15 protein-coding genes are annotated in these 25,723 nt (G+C 70.4%); 3 read left to right on the top strand and 12 right to left on the bottom strand.

The window, feature by feature from the left end; genetic code table 11:
* Window positions 1–161 precede the first annotated feature (161 nt).
* The gene (locus tag ACWD26_RS28990) at window positions 162–1,349 is read left to right on the top strand and encodes a sulfotransferase family protein (RefSeq protein WP_451274886.1); all 1,188 of its coding nucleotides are present in this window, start codon (window positions 162–164) and stop codon (window positions 1,347–1,349) included.
* Window positions 1,350–1,408: 59 nt separating this feature from the next.
* On the opposite strand, the gene ACWD26_RS28985 is transcribed toward ACWD26_RS28990, so the two are convergent.
* The 5 genes from ACWD26_RS28985 to ACWD26_RS28965 form a co-directional block, all read right to left on the bottom strand.
* Entirely contained in the window at window positions 1,409–3,880 is a 2,472-nt protein-coding gene (locus ACWD26_RS28985) for a CBM35 domain-containing protein (RefSeq protein ID WP_451274885.1), read from the bottom strand.
* Window positions 3,881–3,980: 100 nt separating this feature from the next.
* Window positions 3,981–4,808: a carbohydrate ABC transporter permease gene (locus tag ACWD26_RS28980; RefSeq protein ID WP_451274884.1), complete on the bottom strand. Its 828-nt coding sequence runs from the start codon at window positions 4,806–4,808 to the stop codon at window positions 3,981–3,983.
* Window positions 4,805–5,728: a carbohydrate ABC transporter permease gene (locus tag ACWD26_RS28975; protein ID WP_451274883.1), complete on the bottom strand. Its 924-nt coding sequence runs from the start codon at window positions 5,726–5,728 to the stop codon at window positions 4,805–4,807. The genes ACWD26_RS28980 and ACWD26_RS28975 overlap by 4 nt, the downstream gene beginning before the upstream one ends.
* A 41-nt stretch (window positions 5,729–5,769) precedes the next feature.
* Entirely contained in the window at window positions 5,770–7,092 is a 1,323-nt protein-coding gene (locus ACWD26_RS28970; protein ID WP_451274882.1) for an ABC transporter substrate-binding protein, read from the bottom strand.
* Window positions 7,093–7,162: 70 nt separating this feature from the next.
* Window positions 7,163–8,200, bottom strand: a complete 1,038-nt coding sequence (locus ACWD26_RS28965; protein WP_451274881.1) for a LacI family DNA-binding transcriptional regulator — start codon at window positions 8,198–8,200, stop codon at window positions 7,163–7,165.
* A gap of 237 nt (window positions 8,201–8,437) precedes the next feature.
* Here ACWD26_RS28965 and ACWD26_RS28960 point away from each other — a divergent pair, with 237 nt between their 5' ends.
* Window positions 8,438–10,966 (top strand): glycoside hydrolase family 36 protein, encoded by a 2,529-nt coding sequence (locus tag ACWD26_RS28960; protein ID WP_451274880.1) that lies wholly within the window; start codon window positions 8,438–8,440, stop codon window positions 10,964–10,966.
* A 95-nt stretch (window positions 10,967–11,061) separates the two neighbouring features.
* On the opposite strand, the gene ACWD26_RS28955 is transcribed toward ACWD26_RS28960, so the two are convergent.
* The 7 genes from ACWD26_RS28955 to ACWD26_RS28925 all read right to left on the bottom strand — a co-directional run bounded on the left by ACWD26_RS28955 (window position 11,062) and on the right by ACWD26_RS28925 (window position 22,404).
* Complete coding sequence (locus ACWD26_RS28955) at window positions 11,062–11,826, bottom strand: glycoside hydrolase family 12 protein (protein ID WP_451274879.1); 765 nt, start codon at window positions 11,824–11,826, stop codon at window positions 11,062–11,064.
* 42 nt (window positions 11,827–11,868) lie between these two features.
* A complete protein-coding gene (locus ACWD26_RS28950) occupies window positions 11,869–14,136 on the bottom strand; it encodes a glycosyl hydrolase family 95 catalytic domain-containing protein (RefSeq protein WP_451274878.1) in 2,268 nt (755 codons plus the stop codon).
* Entirely contained in the window at window positions 14,133–16,217 is a 2,085-nt protein-coding gene (locus ACWD26_RS28945; protein WP_451274877.1) for a beta-galactosidase, read from the bottom strand. The genes ACWD26_RS28950 and ACWD26_RS28945 overlap by 4 nt, the downstream gene beginning before the upstream one ends.
* Window positions 16,217–18,445 (bottom strand): 1,4-beta-glucanase, encoded by a 2,229-nt coding sequence (locus ACWD26_RS28940; RefSeq protein ID WP_451274876.1) that lies wholly within the window; start codon window positions 18,443–18,445, stop codon window positions 16,217–16,219. The genes ACWD26_RS28945 and ACWD26_RS28940 overlap by 1 nt, the downstream gene beginning before the upstream one ends.
* Window positions 18,446–18,677: 232 nt before the next feature.
* The gene (locus ACWD26_RS28935; protein ID WP_451274875.1) at window positions 18,678–19,646 is read right to left on the bottom strand and encodes a carbohydrate ABC transporter permease; all 969 of its coding nucleotides are present in this window, start codon (window positions 19,644–19,646) and stop codon (window positions 18,678–18,680) included.
* Window positions 19,643–20,692 carry an ABC transporter permease gene (locus ACWD26_RS28930; protein ID WP_451274874.1) on the bottom strand — a complete coding sequence of 350 codons (1,050 nt, stop codon included), beginning with the start codon at window positions 20,690–20,692 and terminating at the stop codon, window positions 19,643–19,645. Before ACWD26_RS28930 ends, ACWD26_RS28935 begins: the two co-directional genes overlap by 4 nt.
* 26 nt (window positions 20,693–20,718) lie before the next feature.
* Window positions 20,719–22,404, bottom strand: coding sequence for an extracellular solute-binding protein (locus ACWD26_RS28925; protein ID WP_451274873.1), 1,686 nt, complete (start codon window positions 22,402–22,404; stop codon window positions 20,719–20,721).
* A 386-nt stretch (window positions 22,405–22,790) separates the two neighbouring features.
* Here ACWD26_RS28925 and ACWD26_RS28920 point away from each other — a divergent pair, with 386 nt between their 5' ends.
* Entirely contained in the window at window positions 22,791–25,652 is a 2,862-nt protein-coding gene (locus tag ACWD26_RS28920) for a glycoside hydrolase family 3 C-terminal domain-containing protein (protein WP_451274872.1), read from the top strand.
* Window positions 25,653–25,723: the final 71 nt, after the last annotated feature.

Genomic DNA, 25,723 nt, shown 5'->3' with positions numbered 1-25,723 from the left:
TCGGCGTGCCGTCCGCGTTGCCGGTGAACTTCCGCGCCCGTGCCGGGGAGACAGCATGAGTGGCGGTGTTTTCCGGGGACCACTCCCCGTTTAGTCTGGGACCCCGGTCGGTTCACGAGACGCGGTGCCGTCCGTCCTCATCCCTCGGAAAGGACACACCTGTGCCCTCCACCCCGCCGGCTCTGACTCTGGCCAACCTCCTGCTCCGGCCCACGCTCCGCTCCCGGCGCGACCCGGACCAGGTCTTCGAGCGGATCGTCGCCAAGGCCGGACAGGGGGACGGGGACGAGGAGTTCAACGACGGGTTCCGGTTCCTGCTGCGGCACTGGGCGGGCGACGCGGACCTGACTCCGGTCGGCTGGCAGGCCGCCCAGGCCCATCTGCGCAGACATCTCACCAACCGGGCCCGGGTCCGCAGGCTGATCGCCGAGCACCCCGAGATCGAGCGGGAGCCCATCGAGAAGCCGGTGTTCGTGGTCGGTCTGCCGCGCACCGCCACCACGCTCACCCACGGTGTGCTGTCGATCTCGGACGAGCACCGCTGCCCCCTGCTGTGGGAACTGCTCGCCCCCGACCTCTACACCTCGCCCGAATCGCGGCGGAAGGCGATCACGTCCGCGCGCCGATGGGTCGACGGCATCAACCTGCTCGCCCCGCGCTTCCGCCACATCCACCACATGGCCGCCGAGGACCCGGAGGAGTGCACCTTCATCCTCCCGCACGCCCTGGTGCCCCTCTCCCAGGCCCGCATACCGGCTTACCAGACCTGGCACTTCGAGCGGGACTTCGTCCCGGACTACGGCTACCTCAAGCAGGTCTACCAGGTCCTCCAGTACGGCCGCCCGCGCCGCCGCTGGATGCTCAAGTCCCCCATGCACCTCGGGAACCTCGACGCACTGCGCGTCGTCTTCCCCGATGCCACGATCGTGTGGACCCACCGTGACCCGGCGACCGTCGTCGCGTCGTTCTGCAGCCTGGTCGAGCAGGGCATGATCGGCACCCTCAGCCCGCTCGACCTGCACGTCCTCGGCGCCCAGTGGCTCGAACTGCTGAGCCGCTCCATGGACCGCGCCCTCGCGGCCCGCGCCGACATCCCCCGCGAGGCGCTGGTGGACGTCCCGTACTCCTGGCTCGGCACCGACCCCACCACGGGCGCCCCGAAGCTCCACGAGGCCGTCGGCGCCCGCTGGACCGACGCCGACGCCGCCCGGCTCCCCGAGATCGTGGCCCGCCCCAAGGGCAGCCGGCCCCACCACTACGACCTGGCCCGCTACGGCCTGACCCGGGCCGAGGTCGACACGGCCTTCGCCGACTACAACGCGCTGCGGGCCGAGGTCGACCGGACCTGATGCCCTGAGTGGACAGGCCTCGGCCACCGGCACGCACCGGTGGCCGAGGCCTCCGTCCCCTAGCCGACGACCCGGCCCACCTCGATCCGGTCGATGTTCGGCGCCCACGCGCCCGCGTTGCCGAAGGTCACCTTGTTGGCGCCCTTCTTCAGGTCGACCGGGACGCCCACCGTCCAGTAGTCGTCCCAGCTCCAGGTGTTCTTGAAGGTGACCTTCCGCGGCTCGCCGCCCCCGACCGTGATGTCCGCCGTACGGGACATGATGTCGGTGTTGTAGGCGTGGCCGTTGTCGCGGCGGTCGTTGTGGGCGTAGTGGACGACCAGGACGTAGCGGCCGGCGGTGGGCGCGTTCACCGTGAACTCTGCGGTGCTGTCCGCGCTGTTGCCGAGCCAGCCGATGTACGAGCCGGCCGAGGCGTACGCCGAGTCGACCAGCTTGGCCCCGCCCGCGAGCGTCGCCGAGGCTCCCTCGTAGGTGAGGCTGCCGGTGGTCGAACCGGCGCCGGTGACGTCGAGGGAACGGACGGAGGCGCTCCTGGCGGTGGCGGTGATCCGGTTGTTGCCCGCGACGAGGTAGAGCCGCAGCGGCCGGTCGGGCACCGCCGCCACCGACTGTCCGTGCAGGGCGAGCTTCACCGGTGCGGACGCCCGGGGCACCACACGGTAGTAGCCGTCGCGCGGGGCGTACACGTCGAAGACCGCCTTGTCGCCGGAGCGCAGCACGAGTGCGCCGGTGCCGACCCCGGCCGACGAGGAGTAGTCGTACGACGGCTTGCCGCTGATGTCCGCGAGCGTGGCCTCGTACGAGGCGGCGGGCTCGGCGGTGCGGGCGGTGAGGTCGATGCGGTCGAGGGTGACCTCCGCGTCGCCCTTAGCGAGGGTCAGGGTGTGGGTGCCGGCCGGCAGCTCCACACTGACGTCCTTCTTGGCGCGGTAGGTCCAGTTCTCGGTGGAGGGATAGGTCACCGTGACCGGGTCGCCGCCGTCGATGGACAGCTTCTGGGTGGCCGGGGTCCCGGACTGGTTGCCGTAGAGGATCGCCAGGTCGTATGTGCCGTCCTTCGGGACGGTCACCGTGAAGTCGACCTTGCTGCCGGCCTGGTTGAGGGAGCCGACGTCCCTGGTGCCGGAGGCCGCGTAGCCGTTGGCGTTGCTCACGGTGCCCTGGGTGTAGACCTTGCCGTCGGTGATGGCGGCGTCCTCGGCCTCGTAGGAGGCGGTCCAGGGGGTGGAGACGGCGGACGGGGTGCCGGTGCCGCCGGGGGTGAGGACGATGCGGTAGGCGGACATCTTGTGCGGGCCGCGCAGCGGGACGGTCACCGTGCCGTCGTCGGCGACCTTCACCTTCGCGCGGGAGAGGACGCGCGGGGCGGCGTGCTGGCCCTCGTAGCCGGACCAGGCGGCCTCGGCGACGGTCGCGGTGACGGTGCGGCCGAAGAGGGAGCGCGGGACCTTCTGGACCACGACGTCCGTGTCGGCGGCGGAGCCGCCGAGCAGCACCTGGGCCTGGCGGCGGGAGGGGTCGAAGGAGGCGAGGCCCTGGAGGGTGTCGATGGTGTTGGCCTGCGGCGGGGTGACCTTGACGGTGTTCCCGGTCAGGCCCGCGTACCAGCGGAAGAACCACCAGCCGCCGTTGGGGATGTTGGAGCGGACGACGTTGCCGTCCATGTTGCCGGCGGCGTCCCAGTACGCCTGGTTGGCGTACACCTTGTTCCTCTCGAACATCGAGACCCACTGGACGAGTTGGCCGGGGACGGAGAGGTCGCGGCGGTTGGCGTACTCGTCGATGTTGATCTTCAGCGGGGATATGCCCGCCGCCCGCTCCAGGGCGCGGTAGTCGTCGTAGTGCGCCTGGAAGTCCCTGAGGGAGCCGGAGCCCAGTTCGTGCCAGGTCATCACCTGGGGCAGGACGTTCTCGCGCTTGGCGAAGGCGAGGAAGTCCTTCAACAGGCGGTTGTGGTAGGCGGCTTCGTTGGGGCCGGCGATCCGTGCGTCGGGGTCGATCGCGCGGATGCGTTCGTAGACCGTCTTCCAGTCCCGGAAGAACCGGTCACGGTTGATCTCGTACTGCGCCTGGTCGGCGACGTCGAGCTTGTACCAGATCTGGTCGGGCTCGTTGAACGGGATGTAGACGAAGCGGTCGCGGTTCGGGTCGGCCGAGACCTCCTTGACGATCTTGTCGACCTTGGGGAGGTAGTCGTCGATGCCGAGGTCCTCGTAGGGCCACTTGGCGTAGATGTCCTGCATCATCACGTTGATCTCGCCGCCGCCGTTGCGGAAGAACGACTTGGAGACGGTGAGCGCGTCGCCGTTGGGGTGCTGGGCGCCGCCCTCCGGCTTCTGCGAGATGCTGGTGATCTTCAGCGGTGCGAGGGCCGCGTCGCTGGGCACCCCGTCGTCGCTGAGCCCGTAGAGCGCGCCGTTGGCGCCGAGCATCACCGGGCCCTCGGAGGCGGAGAGGTCGACGGAGAGGCGCTGCGGCGCGGCGGCCGCAGCCGCGGACGATCCGGTGGCGGGGAGGGTGCCTGCCATGGCGGTGACTCCAAGTACTGCTGTGACCAGGGCGGTTCTGGTACGGGATCTCATGGGGGTGCTCGTACCGGTGTGGGGGCTCACGCTGCTGGACCTCCGGTCATTTGACGGCTCCACTGGTGATTCCGGACACGATCTTTCGCTGGCCGACGAGGAAGACGGCGACCATCGGCAGGCTCATCACCACGACGTACGCGAAGACGAGATGCCAGTTGTTGAGGTAGAGCTGGGCGCTGGCGACCTTGTAGAGGTTGAGCGGGAGAGTGGCCCGGTCGCCGCCGCCGAGGACGAAGAAGGCGTAGAAGACGTCGCTCCAGGCGTAGAGCATCACCATGATCGTGGCGGTGGCGATGACCGGCCGGAGCAGTGGCAGGACGATCCGCGCGAAGATCCGGAAGGGCTTCGCCCCGTCGATCCGGGCCGCCTCCTCCAGCTCCATGGGGATGGCGCGGATGAAGCCCGTCATGAAGAAGATCGACGTGGAGAGGTACATCCCGGTGTACACGGCGATCATTCCGGGCCGGGTGCCCGCCAGACCCAGCTGCCGCAGCTCCATCACGATGGTGATGACGGCCGGCGGCAGCAGCAGTCCGCTGATGCACAGCGCGTACGCCGCCGAGACCAGCCTCGACTTGCGGCGCGCGAAGACCCAGGCGGCGCCCGCGCCGAGGATCAGCACGAGGACCACCGAAGGGACCACGACAAGCAGCGAGTTGAGCAGTCCGCGCAGCATCTCGCCCTGGGCGACGGCGTCCCGGTAGTTGCCGCCGGGCTGCCACCGCTCGGGCAGTTCCAGGTTCGGCTTGATGGCCTCCGCCTGCGGCTTGGCGGAGGTGACGAGGACGAGCCACAGGGGGACGCCGACGGCAAGCCCGGCGATGAGGAGGACGAGGGCCGGGCGGCCATAGCGCCACATCACCGTGCTCATAGCATCTGCTCCCTTCGCCGCAAGCCGATGACCAGCGGGATCGCGACGGCGACCACCACCAGGAAGAGGACCAGGCTCATCGCGGAGGCCTGGGCGTACAGGCCCTGTCCGAAGATGCGGAACATGTAGATGTTGAAGACCTCGGTGGAGGCGGCGGGCCCGCCGCCCGTGGTGGCCTGCACGATGTCGAAGGTGTTCATCGAGCCGATGAGCGCGGTGGTGACGTTGAAGGTGAGGGCCGGCGCGAGCATCGGCCAGCGCACCGACCAGAAGGTCCGCCAGGGCCCGGCACCGTCCATCCGCGCGGCTTCCAGCATGTCGCCGGGGATGCCCTTCAGGCCCGCCAGATAGATCAGCATCGACAGGCCCATCCACTTCCAGCCGTGGATGAGGGTGACGACGACGAGCGTCCAGGTCGTCGAGCCCAGCCAGGGAACGTCCGTGCCGAGGACGGAGTTGACCGCGCCGTCCTGGTCGAGGAGGGCCTGGAATACGTAGCCGGTGGCGAGGGCCGAGATGAGCACCGGCAGGAAGAAGACGGCGCGGAAGAACCGGTTGAAGCGGGTGTCGTCCTCCAGCAGCAGGGCCAGCACCAGGCCGAAGCCGTTCTGGAAGACCGCCGCGAGGAGCGCGTACAGCAGGGTCGTGCGGATGGCCCGGACGAGGGTGCCGTCGTCGGCGATGGTCTTGAAGTTGTCGAGGCCGGTGAAGGCGATGTCCGGGTGGTACGAGGACCAGTCGGTGAACGGGTAGTAGAAGTTGAGCAGGTTGGGCACCAGGAAGAAGCCCGCGAAGACGACGATCGCGGGGAGCGCGAACCACCAGGGGTGGTGCACGGCGGCGCTGGGCAGCCGCCCCACGCGCCGGGGTTCGCTTCTCATGGGTGCCTGTTTACGGGTGCGTACGGCCGTGTCCGCCATCGAAAAGCCCTGTCCGTCCCTGGTTCCGCCTCTCCCTCCGGTCAGAAACCGGGCGCGCCCTGGGCCTTCGCCACCTGCGCGAACTGGTCCTGGATGGCCTGGGCGACCTGCTGCGGGCTCTTCTTGTCGTAGAGCATGTCGGCGAGGTAGAGGTGGGTGTCGGGGGCGACGATCGCCTTGGCCTGGAAGACGCCGATGGCCGTGGGCAGGGCGTCGACCTGGGCCGTCGACGTCTGCGGCAGCCCGTCCGGGGTGGGCACGGACGGCTGTACGGACGGGATCTTCATCGTCTTGATGTAGTCCGCGTAGTCGGGGCCGAGCCAGAAGGCGAGGAACTGGCGGGCCGCGTTCTGCCGTTTCTCGTCACCGGTCTTGAAGGCGACGACGCCGTTGGTCTGGTCGGGTGAGTACAGGCCGGTGGCGGCGGAGTTGGCGATCGGGAACCAGCCGATCCTCTCGTCGATCTCCGCGGTGGAGTACTTGGCCTGCAACTGGCTCTGGAAGGAGGTGACGTTGAGGACCATGCCGGCCTCGCCCTTCCACAGGGCGTCGGCCTGCCCGGTGAAGGTGCCGGTCCTGTAGTTCTTCTGGGCGAGCCCGGCGTCGAGCAGCTTCTCCTTGTACTTCTTGATCGCGCCGACGACGACCGGGTCGGTCCACTTCTCCTTGTTCTCGTTCAGGTCGGCCCACCACTGCTTGTCGAGGTCGGTGAGCTGCACCTGCATCTGCCACTGGAGGGGCCACTTGTCGCCGCCGGCCTCGTAGAAGGCGGCCGCGTCCGTCTTGTCGGTGACCTTGTGGCCGAGGGCGAGGAGTTCGTCGTACGACTTCGGGAAGTCCTTCTCGCTCAGTCCGGCCTTCTCGAAGACGTCCTTGTTGTAGTAGACGCCGAGCATGGCGGGGCTGGTGACGATCGCCGCGTACCGCTTGCCGTCGATGACCCCCAGCGACTTCTCGGTGTCGCCCAGCTTGGAGACCCACTCCTCGCCGTCGAGGGTGAGGAGGTTCTGCTGCGGCTGGACGAAGGGGAGCGTGGAGATGGACGGCTGCCAGAACATCAGGTCGGGGCGGTCGCCGGAGGCCAGCTTGGTCGGCACGTTCTGCTCGTAGAGGTCGGGGACCGCCTGGGTCTCCACCTGGGCGCCGGTCGCCTTCTCGAAGGCGTCGATGACCTGCTTGGGCGCGTTGACCGTGTTCTGCGCGGTCCACATCGTCAGTTTCACACCGTCGAGGCGGGCGGTGGGGTCGACGGCCGTCTGCGTACCCGTGCCCGAGTCCCCGGTCGCCGTGGGGTCGCTGCACGCGGTGGCGGCCAGGCCGAGGGCGCAGATGAGGGCCAGCGTCGGGAGAGCTCTTGTCTTCATCGCGTGCCTTTCGAGAACAGGTGGTTCAGGGCAGGGCAGGATGCGGAACAGCTTGTGCTGGTGCGGGAGTTCAGACCTGGGCGGGCGGTGGCCCCGCGCTCTCCCGCACCACCAGTTCGGGCACCGAGACGGGGTGCGGGGCGATCTGCGCGGACTCCTCGACCACCCCGTGCAGCAGGGCGAACGCGGCCCGCCCGAGGCCGGTGAAGTCCAGGCGTACGGTCGTCAGGGACGGGGTCAGATAGGCGGAGTGCGGGGCGTCGTCGAACCCGGCGACGCTCACCTCACCGGGCACGGACCTGCCGGACTCGTGCAGGGCGCGGAGCACACCGAGCGCGAGGTCGTCGTTGCCGCACAGGACGGCGGTGACGGCAGGGTCCCGCGCGAGCCTGAGCCCCGCCGCGTGACCGCCCGCTGGACCCCAACTCCCCTGCACGGCACGGGGTTCGGGCGCTCCGGCCTCCTTGAGCGCCTGCCGCCAGCCGGTGGTACGGGCGCTGGTGCGCCGGGTGCTGGAGGGGATGGCGACGTAGTGCACGGTCTCGTGGCCGAGAGAGAGGAGGTGGCGGGTGACCTCGTAGGCGGCCTCGCGGTCGTCGGTCCACACCCAGGGGCGGTCGCCTTCCGGCGGGGCCGCCGGGGTCTCGACGACGCCGACGACCGGGAGTTCGGCGGGAACGGCCCCGAGCGCCGCGACACCGGCCGGATCGTAGGCGATCACGATCAGCCCGCCGCCCGCGTCCGCCGCCCGCTGCACCTCGGCGGTGACAGCGGCCTCCTCCGCCGATTCGAGGACACCGATCCCGACCGCGTACGACGCCGCCCGCGCCGCCTCCTCGATGCCCTGGAGGATCGAGGCGTAGCCGTAGTGCGTGGTGTTCGCGGTGAGCACGGTCACGGCCCGGGTGCGTCCGCTGGCCAGCGCGAGCGCGGTGGCGTTCCGCCGGAACCCCAGCTCCTCGATGGCCGCCAGCACCCGTTGGCGCGTCGTCTGCTTGACGCTGGGGTGACCGTTGATCACCCGGGAGACGGTCTGGTACGAGACCCCGGCGGCGGTCGCGACGTCCCGGATGCTTGCCGGGCGCCTTGTGTGACCGGTCACATTCATGCCAGGATTGTGACCGGTCACACGAGGGGCGTCAAGAGAACGTAACGACGGATTCACGCGGGCGCCTCCGACGACGATTCACACGGGCGCCTCCGCCGGCGGACGACGGCCGGACGACGGTGCGGTCGAGGACGGATCGAGGACGTGGTCGGGGGGCCGTGGTCGATGGCGTGCCCCCTCGCGTGGTCGAGGCGTGGTCGATGGCTTGGACGGGACGGCTCAGGAGGGGAAGCGACCTTGGACTCCGGCGCGAGCGACTTCGGCGGAAGCGACCTGACGGACGGCGGCATCGGTGCTGGTGCCGGCACCGGCACCAACCCTGCGGGGGACGGCACCTTCACTTGGGGGCACCCGGCGGTCGAGACCGCGTTCGCGACGGCCGCGGACGGAACACTGCGGCTGATCCGGCTCGGCCCCTCCGGTGACACCGTCGACCCCGAAACGGCCCTCCCCCTCGTCGAGTTGACCGCGTTCGGGCACGGCAGCGGATGGTCCGGGCCGCGCTTCACTGGCACGGCCCTCGGCGCGAGGCTCGCCTACCGGGGGCACCGCGGTGACAGTGACGGCGGCTGGGAGCGGCTGACCGTCGAACTCCATGACCCGGCCACGGGGTTGACGGCCTTCGCCGAGCTGTCCTCGCCCGGCGGTGTGTCCGTGCTCCGCTCCCGGGTGCGGCTGCGCAACGACGGCGCGGACCCCGTCGTCGTCCAGTCCGTCAGCAGCCTCCTCCTCGGCGGGCTCCCCTCCCCCGACGTCCTCGATGTGCACCGGGCGCGCAACGACTGGCTCGCGGAGTGCCGTTGGTGTGCCGAGCCGCTGCGGGCGGCGGTCGCCGACATCAGTGTGGACGCCCACCAGCACGACAGCCGGGCGGCGCTCGGGGTGACGGGGCGCGGGAGTTGGCCCACCGACGGGCATCTGGCGATGGGGGCGCTCACGGAGCGGGGTGGGGACAGTGGTGAGGGCCAGGGCCAGGGCCAGGGCCGGGGTCGGGGCCGGGGCCGGGCGTGGGTCTGGCAGGTGGAGTCGCCGGTCGGCTGGCGCTGGGACCTGGGGGAACGCGCACACGGCACGTACCTGGCCGTGAACGGCCCGACCGACGCCGAGCACCAGTGGCGGGTGCGGCTGGCTCCGGGCGAGGAGTTCACGACGGTGCCGGCGGCGCTGGCGCTCGGGACAGCCGCCGGGGCCGGCCACGGCTCGGCGCTGGACGAGGCGCTGGGGGCGCTGACCGCGTACCGCCGGGCCGTCCGCCGCCCTCACCCGGACCACGAGGGGCTGCCCGTCGTCTTCAACGACTACATGAACACCCTGATGGGCGACCCGACGACGGAGAAGCTGCTGCCGCTGATCGACGCGGCGGCGAGCGTCGGCGCCGAGTACTTCTGTATCGACTCCGGCTGGTACGACGACTCGGTGGACGGCGGCTGGTGGGACGGCGTGGGCGAGTGGCTGCCGTCGCGGCGCCGCTTCCCCGGCGGGGTCGGCGGTACGGGCGACGAGGCGGACCGGACCGATCGGACCGACCGGACTGATCGGACTGATCGGGCAGACCGGACTGCTCGGACCGACCGGGCTGATCAGGCCGCCACCCGCGATCAAACGGGCCCCAGCGGTGAGGCCACCGGCGGCGACCATGACGGTGCCGGCGACCACGCCGGAGGTCAGGCCGACGACAACGGTCAGACCGACGACAACCGTGAGGTCAACGACAGCGGTCGAGCCGGCGGCGGACAGGTCGATGACGGCATCCGGGCCGTCCTGGGCCGGATCCGGGAACGCGGCATGGTGCCCGGGCTGTGGCTGGAGCCGGAGGTCGTGGGCGTACGCAGCCCGGTCGCGGCCGAACTCCCGCCGGAGGCCTTCTTCCAGCGCGACGGCGTACGGCTGACCGAACAGGGCCGCCATCACCTCGACCTGCGTCACCCGGCCGCCCGTGCTCACCTCGACAAGACCGTGGACCGCCTCGTCGGCGACTGGGGCGTGGGCTACCTCAAGCTCGACTACAACATCGTGGTCGACCCCGGCACCACCGCGCCCGGCGACCTCTCCCCCGGCGCCGGCCTCCTGGGCCACGCCCACGCCTACCTGGACTGGCTGTCCGCCGTACTGGACCGCTACCCGCACCTGGTCGTCGAGAACTGCGCCTCCGGCGGCATGCGCATGGACGGCGCCACCCTGGCCGTCTCCCAACTCCAGTCCACCAGCGACCAGCAGGACCCCCTGCGCTACCCCTCGATCGCCGCGTCCGCGCCCACGGCGGTACCGCCCGAGCAGGGCGCCGTCTGGGCCTACCCGCAGCCCGACCACGACGACGACCTGATCACCTTCACCCTCGGCGGGGCGCTCCTCGGCCGCATCCATCTCTCGGGCCACCTGAACCGCATGTCCGAGCGTCAACTCGAACTGGTGCGTGATGCGTTGGGAACGTACAAGGTCATCCGGGGGGACCTCGCACGGGCCGTACCCTTCTGGCCGCTCGGCCTGGCGGGGTGGACGGACGAGTGGCTGGCGCTGGGTCTGCGGGTCCCGGGCGCACACGGGCCGTCGTACCTCTCGGTGTGGCGACGCGGCGGCGGGTCCGAAGTGGGGCTCTCCGTAGGGCACTTGAGGGGCCGGAGCGGTCCCGTCCGCGCGGAGATCCTGCACCCGTCCGCCGCGTACGCGGACTCGGCGGCGGTCTGGGACCCGGCCGCCGGCGAACTACGGGTGTCGGTACCGCGCGCTCCCGGTGTGCTGCTGATCCGTCTGACGCCGGAGAGCTAGACGCACAGGGCCACAGACGAGGACGACCCGAGCCGGTGCCGCGTGGGGGTACGGCGCCGGCTCGGGCCTACGTACGGCTCAGCGGCCGTCGACCGTCAGCTGCTGCTGACGGTCAGGTTGTTGGTGACGAAGTCCAGGCCGCCGGACGAGGAGGTGACCTCGAAGCCGAACTGCACGTCGCCGATGGTCTCGTTGCCCATCCAGCCCTTCGTGTCCTTGATCCACTTCAGGACGGGGAGGATCTGGACCGTGCCGGAGGTGGAGTCCGACGTGCGCAGGAACGAGAAGACGTCCCAGTACGTGCCGTCTTCCCGGGTGACCCGGCCCTTGTAGACGTTCCAGTTGTGGCCGCCGAGCGTCACGTTGCCCTGGTAGCTGCCGAGCGCGCCGACGTCACCGTTGTAGTTGACCCAGAGCATGATCTCGTAGTCGTAGTCCGTGTCCCAGACGTCGTACGAGGTGTTGTACGCGCCCGAGGACGGGACCGTGACGTTGTAGCTGCTGTTGAGCGAGCCGAGCGAGGTGATCGTCTTGTTGATCACCTTCTTGGAGTTGGGGTACGACTTGATGCCGCCGGTGTTGGGGTGGTTGGCCCAAACGCCCCAGTTGGTGCCGGAGTTGGCCCAGATGCACTGGCTGCCGAAGCCGGAGCCCCAGATGTTGTTGTAGAGGGTGTAGCCGTTCAGGCTGGTGTTGCCCCAACGGTCGCAGGAGTTCCAGACGGCGGCCGAGGCGGGGGCGGAGGCGAGGCCGACGGTGGCGCCGAGCGCGAGCGCCGGGGCGAGCAGGGCCTTGCCGATCCGGCCCAGGGTGCGGGTGCGGGGACGACTGACGGTCCCGGTGCGGGTGCGTGTTGCCATGGGGTGTGTTCCTTCCATGGGTGGGGGGAACTGCGGGGGGAGCTACCGCGGCCCCAGGGTGAGGACGCGGTCTTCTCCGGCGACGAGGTCGAGCGTGGTGAACGGCTCGGCGCCGGAGGAAGTCCGGAGTTCTACGCGGCAGGTCCGGGTGGGGCGGATCACCGCGGTCGCTTCCCGCGGGCTCCAGGTGAGGTCGAGTTCGGCCCCGAACCTCGTGCGGACGCCTCGCAGACGGCCCGCCGGGCAGGCCGCCGGGAGCGCGGGCAGCAGCACCAGGCGGTCCGGTGTCGACTGCGCGAGCATCTCGGTCAGCACGGCGGGCAGGGTGTGCGCGGCGTCCGCGTTGTAGACGTCGCGCTTCGGGTAGTGCGCGCTCATCAGGGAGGCGTGGAAGAAGTCCCCGCCGAGGACCTGACCGAGGGCGTGCGCGACCCGGTCGCCGTCGCGCAGCCGGGCCGCGACGAGGGCGTGGTGGAGATGGCCGTGGGCCGAGTCGTTCTCGGCGCCCCTCAGTTCGAGGGCGCGGTGGGCGGCGGTGGCGAGGTCCGGGGTGTCGTAGGGGTTGATCTCGTCCAGGGGCCAGACGCCGTAGAGATGGCTCAGGTGGCGGTGGTCGTAGGTGTCGTCGAGGCCTGGCCAGGCCCACTCGGCGAGCGCGCCGTCGGCGTTGACGCGATGGGGCGGGAGCCGGTCGGCGAGTGCCCGCCAGCGGTCCGCCCGCTCGGGCTGGTCGGCGTGGTACTCGGCGGCGGTGAGCAGGGCGTGCCGGGCGGCCGACAGGTCCATGGCCGCGTTGATGGCGCCCCAGCTCGCGTTCGCGGGACGGTTCTCGGGCGAGTAGGACGGAACGACGACGACGTTCCCGTCTGCGTCGGTGCGGGTGAGGAAGTCCTCGTAGAACACGGCGACTTCGGCGAGGGCGGAGGCGGTGCGCGGGTCGCGTTCACCTCGGGTCTCGTCGTGGTCGACGAGCGGCTTCAGCAGCCAGTCGGCTCCCGCCGTCCACAGGTGCAGCGGGTACTCGCGGCTGAAGTGGTACGTCAGCCCGGTCTCACCGTCGGAGTGGGGCGGGGCGACGACACCCCGGGCGCCGAAGATCGCCCGCGCGTTGTCCCGCCAGTCGGCGAGCTGACCGTGGATCAGGGAGGCGTGCGCCTGCGTGACCTCGGGCAGGGCGGCCGCCGCGGCCGAGGACGTCTGCAGGTTGAGGTTGGCGTCGTTGGTGAACGCCCCCGCCCAGGCCGTGTTCCAGTCGCCGGTCCACAGGCCGACGAGGCGGGGCGGGAGCAGGCCGCTGGAGGAGAGGAGGTGGTAGCGGCCGGCGGCGAAGAGGCGTTCGAGGAGGGCGGGGCTGTGGGGGCGGCGGAGGAGTTCGGAGCCGGGGAGGGAGCGTTCGGTGTCGTCGGTGTCGAGGGTGAGGGAGGCCCGGGTGTACGCGGTCCGATGGAGGTCGAGGTGACGTTCCAGGAGGTGGTGGTAGGGGCGGTGGGAGGGATGGTGGGAGGGCTCCTGCTCGGGCACCAGCTCCCGCAGCCCCTGCCGTTCGGTCACCGCGTCCAGCTCGCCCGTGTGCCGCCGCACCCGGGTGAGGAGCAGCACGGCCTCGGCCCGTTCCACCCGTACGCCGGGCGGGGTGAGGGTCGTACGGCCGCCGGTGACGACGACGAGCGTGGTGCCGGTGTACGCGCGGTCGCTCCCCGGGTAGCGGGCGCGCAGGCTCAGCGACGCGCCCTCGGGGGTGAGGACCGCGCCGTGGCCGATCCCCAGATCGGTGGGCGCGCCCGGCAGCCGGTGGTCGAGGTCGATGTCCAGGGTGAGCCGGGGGCCCGTGACGTACTGGACGATCACGTCGTCGGCGCGCGAGACGAAGACGCGGCTGTGCCAGCCCTCGCAGGCCGCCTCGACGACGCCGGTGGTGAAGTCGACCGAGCGGCGATAACCGCGCCCGCCCCCATCCCCGTCCGCCCGCCTCAGCCGCACCTGGAACGCGGGATGGAAGGGCTGCACCCACTGCAGCTCCCGCCCGTCCGTGAACTTTTCGGCGGCGGTCAGGTCCCCGGCGAGCAACCGGTCCTGGAGCGAGGCCAGTTCGTGGGCGAGGCGCGGCGGCCTGGCGGTCTCGCCACCGTTGGGACGTACGAGGGTGTGGTGGTTGACGATGACGCGGTCGTCGTTCGGATCGCCGAACACCATGGCGCCGTGTCGGCCGTTGCCGCTCAGGAAGGCGTCCTCCCAGCGGGCGGCGGGGGCCGGTTCCCAAGTGCCGTGCCGCCATGTGTGCGGGGTCGTGTCGCGCGTGGTCGCGGTCATGATGTCAGCACCGCCACGCCGTACCGGCCGAGCACCAGCGATCCGGTGACGGTCGCCCCGGTCAGCAGGTCGTGGTGAGTGCCCGGCACGTCGACCGTGACCTCGTCGCGGCCGTGGTTGAGCACGAAGAGCACCTCGCCCCGGCGTACCGCCTCCACCCCGTCGGGCAGCCCGTCGAGCACCGGCCGTACCCCGGCGTCGGCGGCGACCCGCGTCAGCAGGGCGCGCAGTTCGGCGGGTTCGGGGAGTGTGGAGACGTACCAGGCGCGACCCTTCCGCAACACCGCCGGGAGGCCGTCGAGTTCACCGCCCTTGTAGGGGATGACCTCGTCCGGGTCCGCCGCCTCGATCTCCTCGGACCACAGCGTCCCCCGGAAGGCCCCGCGGTAGCCGTCGCACTCGACCTCCTCCCCCGGGTCCAGCGGCCACCACTCGTGCAGGGTGCGGATGCCGAACAGATCGCGGAGCCGCGCGTCCATGCCGCCGGGGCGTACGCGGTCGTCCTCGTCGGCGATACCGGTGTGGAAGCCGCTGACCAGGGTGCCGCCGTCGCGGACGTACGCGAGCAGGTTCTCGACGGCGGTGTCGGTGACCAGGTAGAGCTGCGGTACGACGACGAGCCGGTACGCGGAGAGGTCGTGCTCGGGGTGGGCGAAGGCGGTCGTGAGATGCGACTCCCAGAGGGCGCGGTGCCAGGAACGTACGACCTGGGGGAGGTCGACCTCCGACGACAGCCGGCCGTCCTGGGCGCCGGCCCACCAGGAGTTCCAGTCGAAGAGCACGGCCACGTCGGCCTCGACATGACGTCCCGCCACCTCGGCGCCGACAGCGGTGAGTTCGGCGCCAAGCTGCTTGACCTCCTGGTAGGTGCGCCCTTGTTCGCCCGCGTGACTGACCATGCCGGAGTGGAACTTCTCCGCGCCCTGCCGGGACTGCCGCCACTGGAAGTAGCAGACGGCGTCCGCTCCCCGGGCGACGGCCTGGAGGGACCACAGGCGGTTGAGGCCGCGGGGCTTGGGATGGTTGACGCCGCGCCAGTTGACGGGTCCGGCGGCCTGTTCCATGAGCATCCAGGGGCCGCCGCCCGCCTGTGAGCGGGTCATGTCCTGGACCAGGGCGCCGTTCTGGGCGCCGAACGGGTCGCGGGGGTCCGGGTAGATGTCGACCGAGACGACGTCCTCCTCCTCGGCCCACCGCCACGCGTCCTGGCCCACCCACATCGGCATGAAGTTGGTCGTCACCGGGATGTGCGGGGTGTGCCGGCGGACGATGTCGCGCTCGATGACGTAGCACTCCAGGAGCATGTCGCTCGTGAAGCGTTTGAAGTCGAGCACATGGGTGGGGTTCTTCATGTAGTGCGCGCGGCGCGGCGGGAGGATCTCGTGCCAGCCGTCGTAGCCCTGGCTCCAGAAGGCCGTGCCCCAGGCCTCGTTGAGCGCGTCGAGGGTGCCGTACTTCTTCCGGAGCCAGTCGCGGAAGGTGGCCGCCGCCTCGTCGCCCCAGTCGTAGGTGCAGTACTCGTTGTTGATGTGCCACATCGTGAGGGCCGGGTGGGTGCCGTAGCGGGCGGCGAGGTCCTCGGTGATGGCGGCGGCGTAACGGCGGTAGGTGTCGCTGGAGTGCGAGAAGTGCTGGCGGGAGCCCCACCACTCGACCTGCCCGTTCTCGTCGCGCGGGAGGGTCTCGGGGTGGAGGCGGCCCATCCACGGCGGCGGGGACGACGTGGGGGTGGCGAGGACGACGCCGATGCCGTTGTCGTGCATCAGGTCCATCAGCGTGTCCAGCCAGCCGAACTCCCTCGCTCCTGGGCGGGGTTCGAGCTTGGCCCAGGAGAAGACTCCGAGGGTGACGGAGTTGACGCTTGCCTCCTTCATGAGCCGGACGTCGTCGTGCCACACCTCCTCGGGCCACTGCTCGGGGTTGTAGTCCCCGCCGAAGAGGACGCGGCCGCGGGTGGCGTCGTTCAGGCCGGGTCGGGGCCGGGTGGCGTCGTTCAGACCGGGTCGGGGCCGAGTGGCGTCGTTCAGACCGGGGCGGAGCCGGGTGGCGTCCTTCGGATCCGGCCGCGTCGCCTCCGGCATCAGACCGGCTCCCCGTACTGGATGCCCCGCCCGTTCGTCGCCAGGTACACGCGGCCGTACACGCGCGGGTCGCCGATGACGACCTCGCCGGTCCAGCCCCACTGGTGGGCGTCGTCGTTGATGCGGGTCCAGGTCCTCGCGCCGTCGTCGGAGCGGTAGACGGCGGTGATGGTCTCCGTGGAGCCGACCTGGTAGATCGCCGGGTAGTCGGCGCCGTCGGCCGCCTTGCCGAAGCCGAGGGTGTACGAGGCCCGGCAGCTGTCGACCTTGGAGAAGCTCGCGCCGCCGTCGGTGGACCGGTACACCCCGTTCCACTTCACGCTCAGCCACAGGTCACCGGTGCGTCCCGGGGCCGCGACCAGCTTGAACTGGCTGTCGCCCTCGGGCAGGCCGGTCGCACGCACCGTGAAGGAACGGCCACTGTCAGTGCTGGCGTATAGCGTTCCTGTGTCGGTGTCGTATGCGTAGAAGAGCGTCGGGTCGGCCGGGTCGGCGACCGGCGTGGCGCCCTTCGGGAAGGAGGAGATCTCGGTCCAGGTCGCGCCGTTGTCGGCGGAGCGGTGGGCTGCGTACTTGGTGCCGTCCCAGTGCACGAAGGACCACAGCAGCACGCTGCCGTCGGTGTTGGTGGCGATCGGCCCCGGTGCGTTCTTGGCGATGTCGGGCTGGGCCTCGAAGGGCGCCCAGGTCTGCCCGCCGTCGCGCGAGTAGGCGCCGTTGCCGTGGTCGCCCCAGCCGGTGCGGACCACGTACGACGGCTTCGTCGAGGCCTGCGCGAGTCCCGTCGCCGACCCGAACACGGGGTTCGACGCCATGCCGCGCGACGGGGACGCCGTGAGCCGCTCGTGGTACATCGTGCCGATGTCCCCGAGGCCGCTGATCAGGTGCGCCTTCCCGACCGGAGGCGAGATCAGCTGGCGCACGGACGTCTCCTCCAGCCCCCGGATCTGCGGCGCCCAGTGCTTCAGGTCCCGGGTGCCGTAGAGGGTCGCACCGGTGCCGTACACGAGGTGCTTCGAGTCGTACGGGTCGAGGGCGAGCGCCTGGATCCACCAGCCGAACTTCGGCTTGTCGGCACCCCACTTGAGGTAAGGAGTCTCGGATACGTCGAAGACAGCGGAGTCCTTGAGGGACGTCCAGGTACGGCCGCCGTTGGTGGACCGGTACACGGTGTCGATGTCGGCCCAGCGGTTGTTGGTGGAGACGACGAGGGTGCCGGGGCGGCGGGCGTCGACGTCGACCCCGCCGTAGCCGAAGGTGTCGGCGCCACCGTCGGCCGCGGTGCCGCCGGGCTTCACCGGGGTCACGTCGGTCCACTTGCCGGTGGTGGTGCGGAGCTTGTGCACACTGCCGTCGGACTGGCCGTTGGGGCCGGGGGCGTTGGCGTACGTCACGTACAGCTCGCGGGTGTGCTTGTCGTACGCGGCGCGGATCGGGACCTTGGCGGAGGTGCCCGTGGGCTGCGCCGGGACCGCCTCCCAGGTGGCGCCGTCGCCGGTCCGGTAGAGGTTGGCCGTGGCGGAGGTACCGTCGGCGTCGCCCCAGCCGGCGTAGAGGGTACGGCCGGCGGCGACGAGGAACACGACGCCCTGGCCGGAGCCGCTGGGGGTCGCCGGGAAGCCGGTGGCCGCCGCCCAGGTGGCGCCCCGGTCGGTGGACCTGAGCAGTCCGTCGTGTCGCGTGCCCAGCCACAGGGTGTCGCTGTCGCGCGGGTCGACGAGCAGACGCTCGCCCGCGCCCCGGCCGTCCTCGTTGGCTCCGAGCTTCACGGTGAGGTCGGTACGGGTCCAGGTGGCGCCCCGGTCGTCGGAGCGGAGGATCGCGCCGTTGCCGGCCCAGGACTGGGCGTAGGTGCCGAGGGCGAGGTACAGGCGGTTCGGGTGGGCGGGGTCGATGGCGATGGCCTCCACGCCGAGGAGGTTCCAGTCGTCCCAGCCGAGGTGGTCGGTGAGCGGGGTCCAGCGGGCCTTGCGGTCGTCCCAGCGGTAGGCGCCGCCGATGTCGGTGCGGGCGTAGGCGAGGCCGCGCCTCGCCGGGTGGAACAGGACTCCGGTGATGAAGCCGGTGCCGCCGATCACCGCGTTTCGCCAGCGGTAGCCTGCGGCGGCCTCGGCGGCTTGGGGTTCTGCCGCATGGGCCGGGGTTCCCAGCGAAGGCACTGCCATGAAAGTGGCGGCGGCTGCGGTTCCGGCGAGTATGGAGCGGCGGCTCGGCTGGGGCGTGGGCATGACATACCTCGTCTGTGCGTGCGGGAGGATTGTGTTCGGGCGCCTGATAGCTCGATCGGTACGGTTTGTTGGCGGGTGCAGGTAGTGGGTGGCTGGTCGCGCAGTTCCCCGCGCCCCTCAAAAGCCCCGGGCGCGACCCATGCCGCTCAGGGGCGCGGGGAACTGCGCGAGCAACCACGAACCACCCGCACCCGCCAACGCACCCGAACCCCCGAGCTATTAGGCGCCCCGTTCAGCCTTTGACCGCGCCGGTGAGCATGCCCTTCTTGAAGTGCTTCTGGACGAAGGGGGAGAGGACGGCGACGGGAAGCAGAGCCATGACCATGACCGCCATCTGGATGGCCAGCGGGGAGAGTTGGCCGGTGTTGATCTGGGCGGAGAGACCGACCGGGCGTTCCTGTTTCTGGACGAGCTGGATCATGACGTTCTGCAGCGGCATCATGTCCTGGTCGGTGAGGTAGATGGAGGCGTTGAACCAGGCGCTCCAGTAACCGACCGCGTAGAAGAGGGCGATGACCGCGAGGACGGCTCGGGAGAGCGGCATCACGATCTTCCACAGGATGCGCCAGTCGCCCGCGCCGTCGATGCGGGCGCTGTCGATGAGTTCCGGCGAGATGCCCATGAAGAACGAGCGCAGGACCAGGATGTTGAAGACGCTCACGGCGCTGGGGAGGATCAGCGCGAGGTAGGTGTCGGTGAGGCCGAGGGCCTGGACCAGCAGATAGGTCGGGATGAGGCCGGCGCCGAAGAACATCGTGGCGAGCAGCGTCATCAGGATCCAGCGGTGGCCGAGTGAGCCGACGCGGGACAGGCCGTAGGCGCACAGGACCGACACGGTCATGCTGAACAGGGTGCCGACGACAGTGACGCCGACGCTCACCAGTGCGGCCGTCTGGACCTGGCCACCGCTGAGGAGTTCCTTGTAGGCGATGAAGGTGATGCCCCTGGGGACGACCACCAGGCCGCCCGCCTCGTCGATGGTCTTCTTCGTCTGGAGGCTGGTGACGATGACGATCCAGAGGGGGAAGAGGATCGCGAAGCAGGCGAAGCCCAGGGCGATGCCCTTGCCCGCGAGTCCCGCCTTGGCGGGTTCCTCCTCCCACACCGGGCGGGGCGGAGCGGCCCAGCGGCTCGGCTTCTTCGCCACCGGCTGACGGACCGGCTCGGCCGTCTTGGCCGCCTTGTCGACGAGTGCGCTCATTTCTTGTACACCCCCTGCTCACCCATGAGATGGGCGACCTTGTTGGCGGTCAGGACCAGTGCGAGGCCGACCACGCCCTTGATGAGTCCCGCGGCGGCGGCGTAGCTGAAGTCCTGGTTGCGGATGCCGTTCCACCACACATAGGTGTCGAGGACATCGGAGGCGTCGACGCCCACCGCCTGCCGTTGGAGCAGCAGTTGTTCGAAGCCGACGGTCAGGGCGTCACCGACGCGCAGGACCAGCAGCAGGGCGATCACCGGACGCAGCGCGGGCAGGGTGATGTGCCACATGCGCCGCCAGCGGCCGGCGCCGTCCATCGCGGCGGCCTCGTAGAGGTCGTGGGAGACGGAGGAGAGCGCGGCGAGGAAGACGATGATGCCCCAGCCGGCGTCCTTCCAGATCATCTCGACCGTGACCAGGTACTTGAAGATCTCCGGGTTGGTCATCAGGTCGAATCCGTCGTAGCCGTGCTGGCGGAGCGTCTGTGCGATGACGCCCGCCCCACCGAAGATCTGCATGAACACGGTGACGACGAGGACCCAGGAGAAGAAGTGCGGGAGGTACATGATCGCCTGGGCGACCGCCCGGATCCGGGGCCTGACGATGCTGTTGATGAGCAGCGCGAGCAGGATCGGGATGGGGAAGAACAGGACGAGCTGGAGGAAGAAGAGCACGAAGGTGTTCTGCACCGCGTGCCAGAAGGCCGAGTCCGCGAAGATCCTCTCGAACTGTTCGAAGCCGACCCAGGGGCTCTGGAAGATGGCGACGAAGCCGTTCTCGCTGAGGTAGGGGTCGTAGTCCTGGAAGGCGACCACATTGCCGAGGATCGGTATGTAGTTGAAGACCAGGACCAGCAGGACCGCCGGCAGCGTCATCAGGATCAGCGTGCGGTCACGCCGGAATCTCAGACGGAGGCTCAGTCTGCCCGCCCGCTTGCCCCCGCGTGTGTCGCGGGGCGGGGACCCGGTGGAGTCGCCGGACTCCCCCGGGGTCTTCTCGGGGGTCTTCGCCTCGGCTCTGGACCGGGGCACCGTGCTGTGGGACACGGCCTTCTCCTTGCCTCGGCCCCGGATCAGTTCGCCGAACCGGTGTCGTCGAGCAGCTTCTTGTACCAGTCGCGCAGGCCGTCGCCGCCCTTGCTCTTCCAGTCGGACACCGCCTGCTGGACGTCGCTGATCTTCTTGCGGCCGCGCACGACGTCGTCCTCCAACTGCTCGAAGCTGTCGGCGAGGTTGGCCCAGCGGTTCGGTTCGGTGACGGTCAGCCCGAAGAAGGAGGTCTTCTTGGTGAAGGCGCCCATGCGCTGCTGCCACTCGACGATGCCCTTGGTGACCTCGGGGAAGTCGGGGTAGGCGACGTACGGGGCGGGGTTGCCGGTGTAGTCGTAGGCGCCGTTGACCTCGTTGACGCCCTGGGTGGTCTTGACCGGCAGGCCCTTCTTGGTCTCGTAGTCCGTGCCCTCGACGCCGTAGGCGGTGAGCATGAACTCCTTGGTGCCATAGGGCGCGGCGCAGTAGTTGCAGAGGGCGAGGAAGTCCTTGATCTGCTGCGCGGTCGCCTTCTTGCTGATGAAGGTGAAGATGTTGGCGGGCTGGACCGCCCACAGCGTGGGGTCACCGCCGTCGGGGCCGAAGATGTCGAACGCGGCCATGTCGAAGTCGCTGTTCTGGGTGGCCTGTTCGGAGACCGAGCCCCACCAGCCGGAGATGTTCCCGTTGAAGACCAGGGACTGACCGGCCGTGAACCGGTTCCTGGCGTCGCCGCCCGCCTTGCCGGAGACCGCGTCCGGGTGGACCACGTTCGCCGCGTAGAGCTTGCGCGTCCACTCCAGCGCTTCCAGGTACTCCTCGGTCTCGATGCGGTTGACCAGCTTGCCGTCGACCATGTTCCACCACAGCGCCTTGTCGCTGCCGGGGAAGACACCGTAGAAGTTGAACGCCGACCACTTCATGTCGTCGCAGGCCCACACCTTCGCCTTGGCATCGGTGGCCTCCTTCGCCCAGGACAGGAACTCGTCGGGGCTGGTCGGGACGGTGTACCCCTTCGCCTTGAAGATGTCCCTGCGGTACATGGGCGCGATGTCGGTGACGTAGGGCGCGGGGAACGGGATCGCGCGCAGCTGGCCGCCGAAGATGCCGCGCTGCCAGGCCTCGGTGGGGACGGCCGCGAGGTTCGGGTAGTCCTTGACCTTGTCGCCGGAGAGGTACGGGCCGAGGTCGGCGAACTTGGCGTTGATGGCGCTCGGTATCTTGCCCATCAGGTTCCAGCCGGGCACGACCACCACTTCGGGGATGTCGCTGGAGGCGAGGACCGCGCCGAGCTTCTGGTCGTAGGTGACACCGTCCTGGTTCTGCCAGGTGACCTCGACGCCGACGGCCTCGTTCATCGCCGTGTAGTACGGGTTGTCGCCCTTCGGCGGTGTCCCCCAGAACGGGGACATGACCTTCAGCCTGCCGCCGCTGCCGAGCTGTTTCGGGACCGAGGTCTTCAGGTCGGCCGTCGCGATCGCCTTGGTGAAACCCGCCGGCGCACCGTTCTTCGCCGGGATGTCGGGCGCCACGACGTTCGACGCGACGAACGTCGGAAGGATCTTCTGCGCGTCCTTGCCCGACGTCGCGCCCTCCTTGCGGCCTTCCTGCGAGCCGCCGCAGGCGGACAGCAGCGGCACGCCCCCCGCCACTACGGCGGCGGCGACCGCCGTGGAGGCGAGGAAGCTTCTCCGGCTGGGCGCGGCGGAGGTGGCGGAGTTCGGCGTCATTGCGTCAACCCTTCATGGCGCACACCAGGACACCCGGCGGTGGCCGTCGGCTGCGGTGTCTTGAGTGGAACTGGCTGTGCTGAAGCGGTGAACCCTCGAGCAGCGGAGGGAGGTGAGCACGCGAAGCGTTTCCCTCCGCAGTCGAAGCGCTTCGATGTTGCTGCGAGGTTAAGTGAACGACCGGGGGTGCACAAGGGTCGATTCCAAGATTCCCCAGAGGCGCGGACGACCGGAACAATCCCTTCCGACCCCTGAAATGGCGGCCGATATGACGGTGAGGAAACGGATCTGTTGCGCCTTGGTCTCTTGACACCCGCCCCACCGTCGAATGAGCATCGAAGCGCTTCGAAAGCACCCTCGCCGCTCCACCGCAAAGGGAACCCCACGTGACCGCACAGACGCCGCCCCCGCCGCCTTTCCGCGATCCGCAGCTGCCGCTCGCGAAGCGCATCGACGATCTGCTCCAGCGGCTCACCCTGGACGAGAGGATCGCGTTCCTGCACCAGTTCGCGCCCGCCGTCGACCGGCTCGGGGTGGCCGCCTTCCGCACCGGCCAGGAGGCTCTGCACGGCGTGGCCTGGATGGGCCCGGCGACGGTGTTCCCGCAGGCCGTGGGTCTCGGCGCGACCTGGAACGAGGACCTCGTCCGCCGCGTCGGCGAGGCCGTGTCCACCGAGGTCCGCGCGATGCGCGCCCGCGACGACCGTATCGGCCTCAACGTCTGGGCCCCCACGGTCAACCTGCTGCGCCACCCCCTGTGGGGCCGCAACGAGGAGGGCTACTCCGAGGACCCGAGGCTGACCTCGGCGATCGCGACCGCGTACACCCGGGGTCTGCGCGGCGACCACCCGACGTACTGGCGGACGGCCCCGGTGCTCAAGCACTGGCTGGCGCACAACAACGAGACCGACCGCTCGATCACGTCCTCCTCCGTCCGCCCCCGCGTCCTGCACGAGTACGACCTGCGCGCCTTCCGCGAGACGGTCGAGGCGGGCGCGGTGGCCGGGGTGATGCCCGCGTACAACCTGGTCAACGGCCGCCCCAACCACGTCTCGCCCTACCTGGCCGAGCATCTGCGCACCTGGACCGACGAGCATCTGCTGGTCTGCTCGGACGCGGGCGCGCCGTCGAACCTCGTCGACTCCGAGCACTACTTCGACACCCACGAGGAGGCGACCGCCGCCTCGCTGCGCGCCGGCGTCGACAGCTTCACCGACCACGGCACGGAGAGTTCGACGATGATCGGACGAATCCAGGGGGCCCTGGCCGAAGGCCTGCTGACCGCCGACGACATCGACGAGGCGGTCCGCCGCCAGCTCTCCGTCCGCATCCGCCTCGGCGAATTCGACCCCGGGACCGACCCGTACACCGGCACCAAGGACTTCGACACCCCGGCCCACCGCGCCCTCGCCCAGGAGGCCGCCGAGCAGGCGATCGTCCTGCTGAAGAACGCGAGCGGCCTGCTGCCGCTCGCGGCCGACGCCCGAATCGCCGTCGTCGGTCTGCTCGCCGACGAGTGCAAGCTCGACTGGTACAGCGGCACCCTCATCCACCGCTCGACCCCGCTCGAAGGCCTGTACGACCGCTTCGGCGCCGATCGCGTGACCTTCGCGGAGGGCGTGGACCGCGTGCGCCTCAAGGCGCTGTCCACCGGGGCGTATCTGTCCGTACCCGAGGCGGACGGCGCCGCCGACGAGGTGCGCGGCGCGGAGGGCGCGCTCGACCCGGCGCTCCTCGCCGGCCGCACCGACTTGCCGCCGCTCACCACGGACACGGACGGCACCGAGTTCGCCCTCATCGACTGGGGCGAGGGCGTGCTCACCTTCCGCGCGCCGGACGGCCGCTACCTCTCGGTCGCCGACGACGGATACCTGCGGGCCTCCGCCGACCAGCCGGGCGGCTGGATCGTCCAGGAGACGTTCCGCCTGGAGCCCTCCGCATCCCACGGGAACGGTCACCTCCTCAAGCACACAGGGACAGGCCGGTACGTCACTGTCGGCGCCGACGGCGTGAAAGTTGCCGACGAGAACGAAGCGAATGCGGAAGTCTTCGCGCTCATGGTGACCCAGCCCGGTGAGGAGGCCGTGACCAGGGTCGCGGCCGAGGCCGACGCGGTGATCGTGGTCGCGGGCAACGACCCGCACATCAACGGCCGCGAGACCGAGGACCGCCCGACCCTCGCGCTCCCCGCCCACCAGGAGCGCCTGCTGCGCGCGGCCCGCGCCGCCAACCCGAACACCGCGCTGGTCCTGGTCTCGGCCTACCCGTACGCGCTCGACCCCACCGACCTGCCCGCCGTCCTGTGGACCGCGCACGGCGGCCAGGCCGCGGGCACCGCCCTGGCCCGCGTCCTCGCCGGCGACGTCTCCCCCGCCGGCCGCCTCCCGCAGACCTGGTACGCCGCCGACGCGGACCTCCCCGACCTCCTCGACTACGACGTGATCGGCGCCCGCCAGACGTACCTCTACTTCGAGGGCACCCCGCTGTTCCCGTTCGGCCACGGCCTGTCGTACGCGGAGTTCGCGTACGGAAACCTCAACGCCCGTGTGGCGGACGGCGAGCTGACGGTCTCCTGCACGGTCACCAACACGGGCGCGGTGACCGCCGACGAGGTCGCCCAGCTCTACGTCCGCGCCGAGGAACCCTCGGTCCCGCGCCCGCGCCGCGAACTCGTCGCCCACCGGCGCGTCACCCTCGCTCCCGGCGCCTCGACGGAGCTGACGTTCCGGCTCCCGCTCTCGGTCCTGGAGTTCTGGGACGTGGCGCACGGCACCTGGCACCTGGAGCCGGGCGCGTACGAGCTGCTGGTCGGCGCGTCGAGCGAGGACATCCGCCTCCGTACGACGGTCGCCGTCGAGGGCGAGCCGGTCGCCCCGCGCCCGGTCCTCACCCACGGCCTGAACGCGGCGGACTTCGACGAACAGCGCGGCACGGAGATCGTCGACCGCACGAAGGTGTCGGGCGACGCGGTGACGCCGACGGGCGGTGGCTCCGGTGAACTGCTCTTCCAGGGGTGCGACTTCGGACCGGGCGTCACCGAGGTCGAGGTGGAGGTGTCCGGGGCGGGCTCCGTGGAGTTCTCGCTGGTCGGCGGTCCGGTCCTCGCGACTCTGACGCTGGACCGCCCCACCGGCGACCCGTACGCCTACACCACCCTCCGCACCGGCGTCGAGGCCACCGGCGTTCACGACGTCCACCTCACACTGCGCGGCCCGCTGCGGCTGGCGCACGTCGGCTTCTCCGGTTGAGGGTCCGGAAGCAGGCCGGCACAACAGAAGGGGCCCGGCACCGGAAGGCATCGGTGCCGGGCCCCTTCATC

The sequence above is a fragment of the Streptomyces sp. NPDC002787 genome (assembly GCF_053592095.1).
This window is presented reverse-complemented; position numbering and strand designations above follow the sequence as displayed.

Excerpts from the sequence above, each read along its gene's own strand:
- ACWD26_RS28955 (WP_451274879.1), bottom strand. The coding sequence starts at position 11,826 with ATGGCAACACGCACCCGCACCGGGACCGTCAGTCGTCCCCGCACCCGC.
- ACWD26_RS28970 (WP_451274882.1), bottom strand. The coding sequence starts at position 7,092 with ATGAAGACAAGAGCTCTCCCGACGCTGGCCCTCATCTGCGCCCTCGGC.
- ACWD26_RS28940 (WP_451274876.1), bottom strand. The coding sequence starts at position 18,445 with ATGCCCACGCCCCAGCCGAGCCGCCGCTCCATACTCGCCGGAACCGCA.
- ACWD26_RS28950 (WP_451274878.1), bottom strand. The coding sequence starts at position 14,136 with ATGACCGCGACCACGCGCGACACGACCCCGCACACATGGCGGCACGGC.
- ACWD26_RS28935 (WP_451274875.1), bottom strand. The coding sequence starts at position 19,646 with ATGAGCGCACTCGTCGACAAGGCGGCCAAGACGGCCGAGCCGGTCCGT.
- ACWD26_RS28980 (WP_451274884.1), bottom strand. The coding sequence starts at position 4,808 with ATGAGCACGGTGATGTGGCGCTATGGCCGCCCGGCCCTCGTCCTCCTC.
- ACWD26_RS28975 (WP_451274883.1), bottom strand. The coding sequence starts at position 5,728 with ATGGCGGACACGGCCGTACGCACCCGTAAACAGGCACCCATGAGAAGC.
- ACWD26_RS28945 (WP_451274877.1), bottom strand. The coding sequence starts at position 16,217 with ATGCCGGAGGCGACGCGGCCGGATCCGAAGGACGCCACCCGGCTCCGC.
- ACWD26_RS28925 (WP_451274873.1), bottom strand. The coding sequence starts at position 22,404 with ATGACGCCGAACTCCGCCACCTCCGCCGCGCCCAGCCGGAGAAGCTTC.
- ACWD26_RS28985 (WP_451274885.1), bottom strand. The coding sequence starts at position 3,880 with ATGGCAGGCACCCTCCCCGCCACCGGATCGTCCGCGGCTGCGGCCGCC.
- ACWD26_RS28965 (WP_451274881.1), bottom strand. The coding sequence starts at position 8,200 with ATGAATGTGACCGGTCACACAAGGCGCCCGGCAAGCATCCGGGACGTC.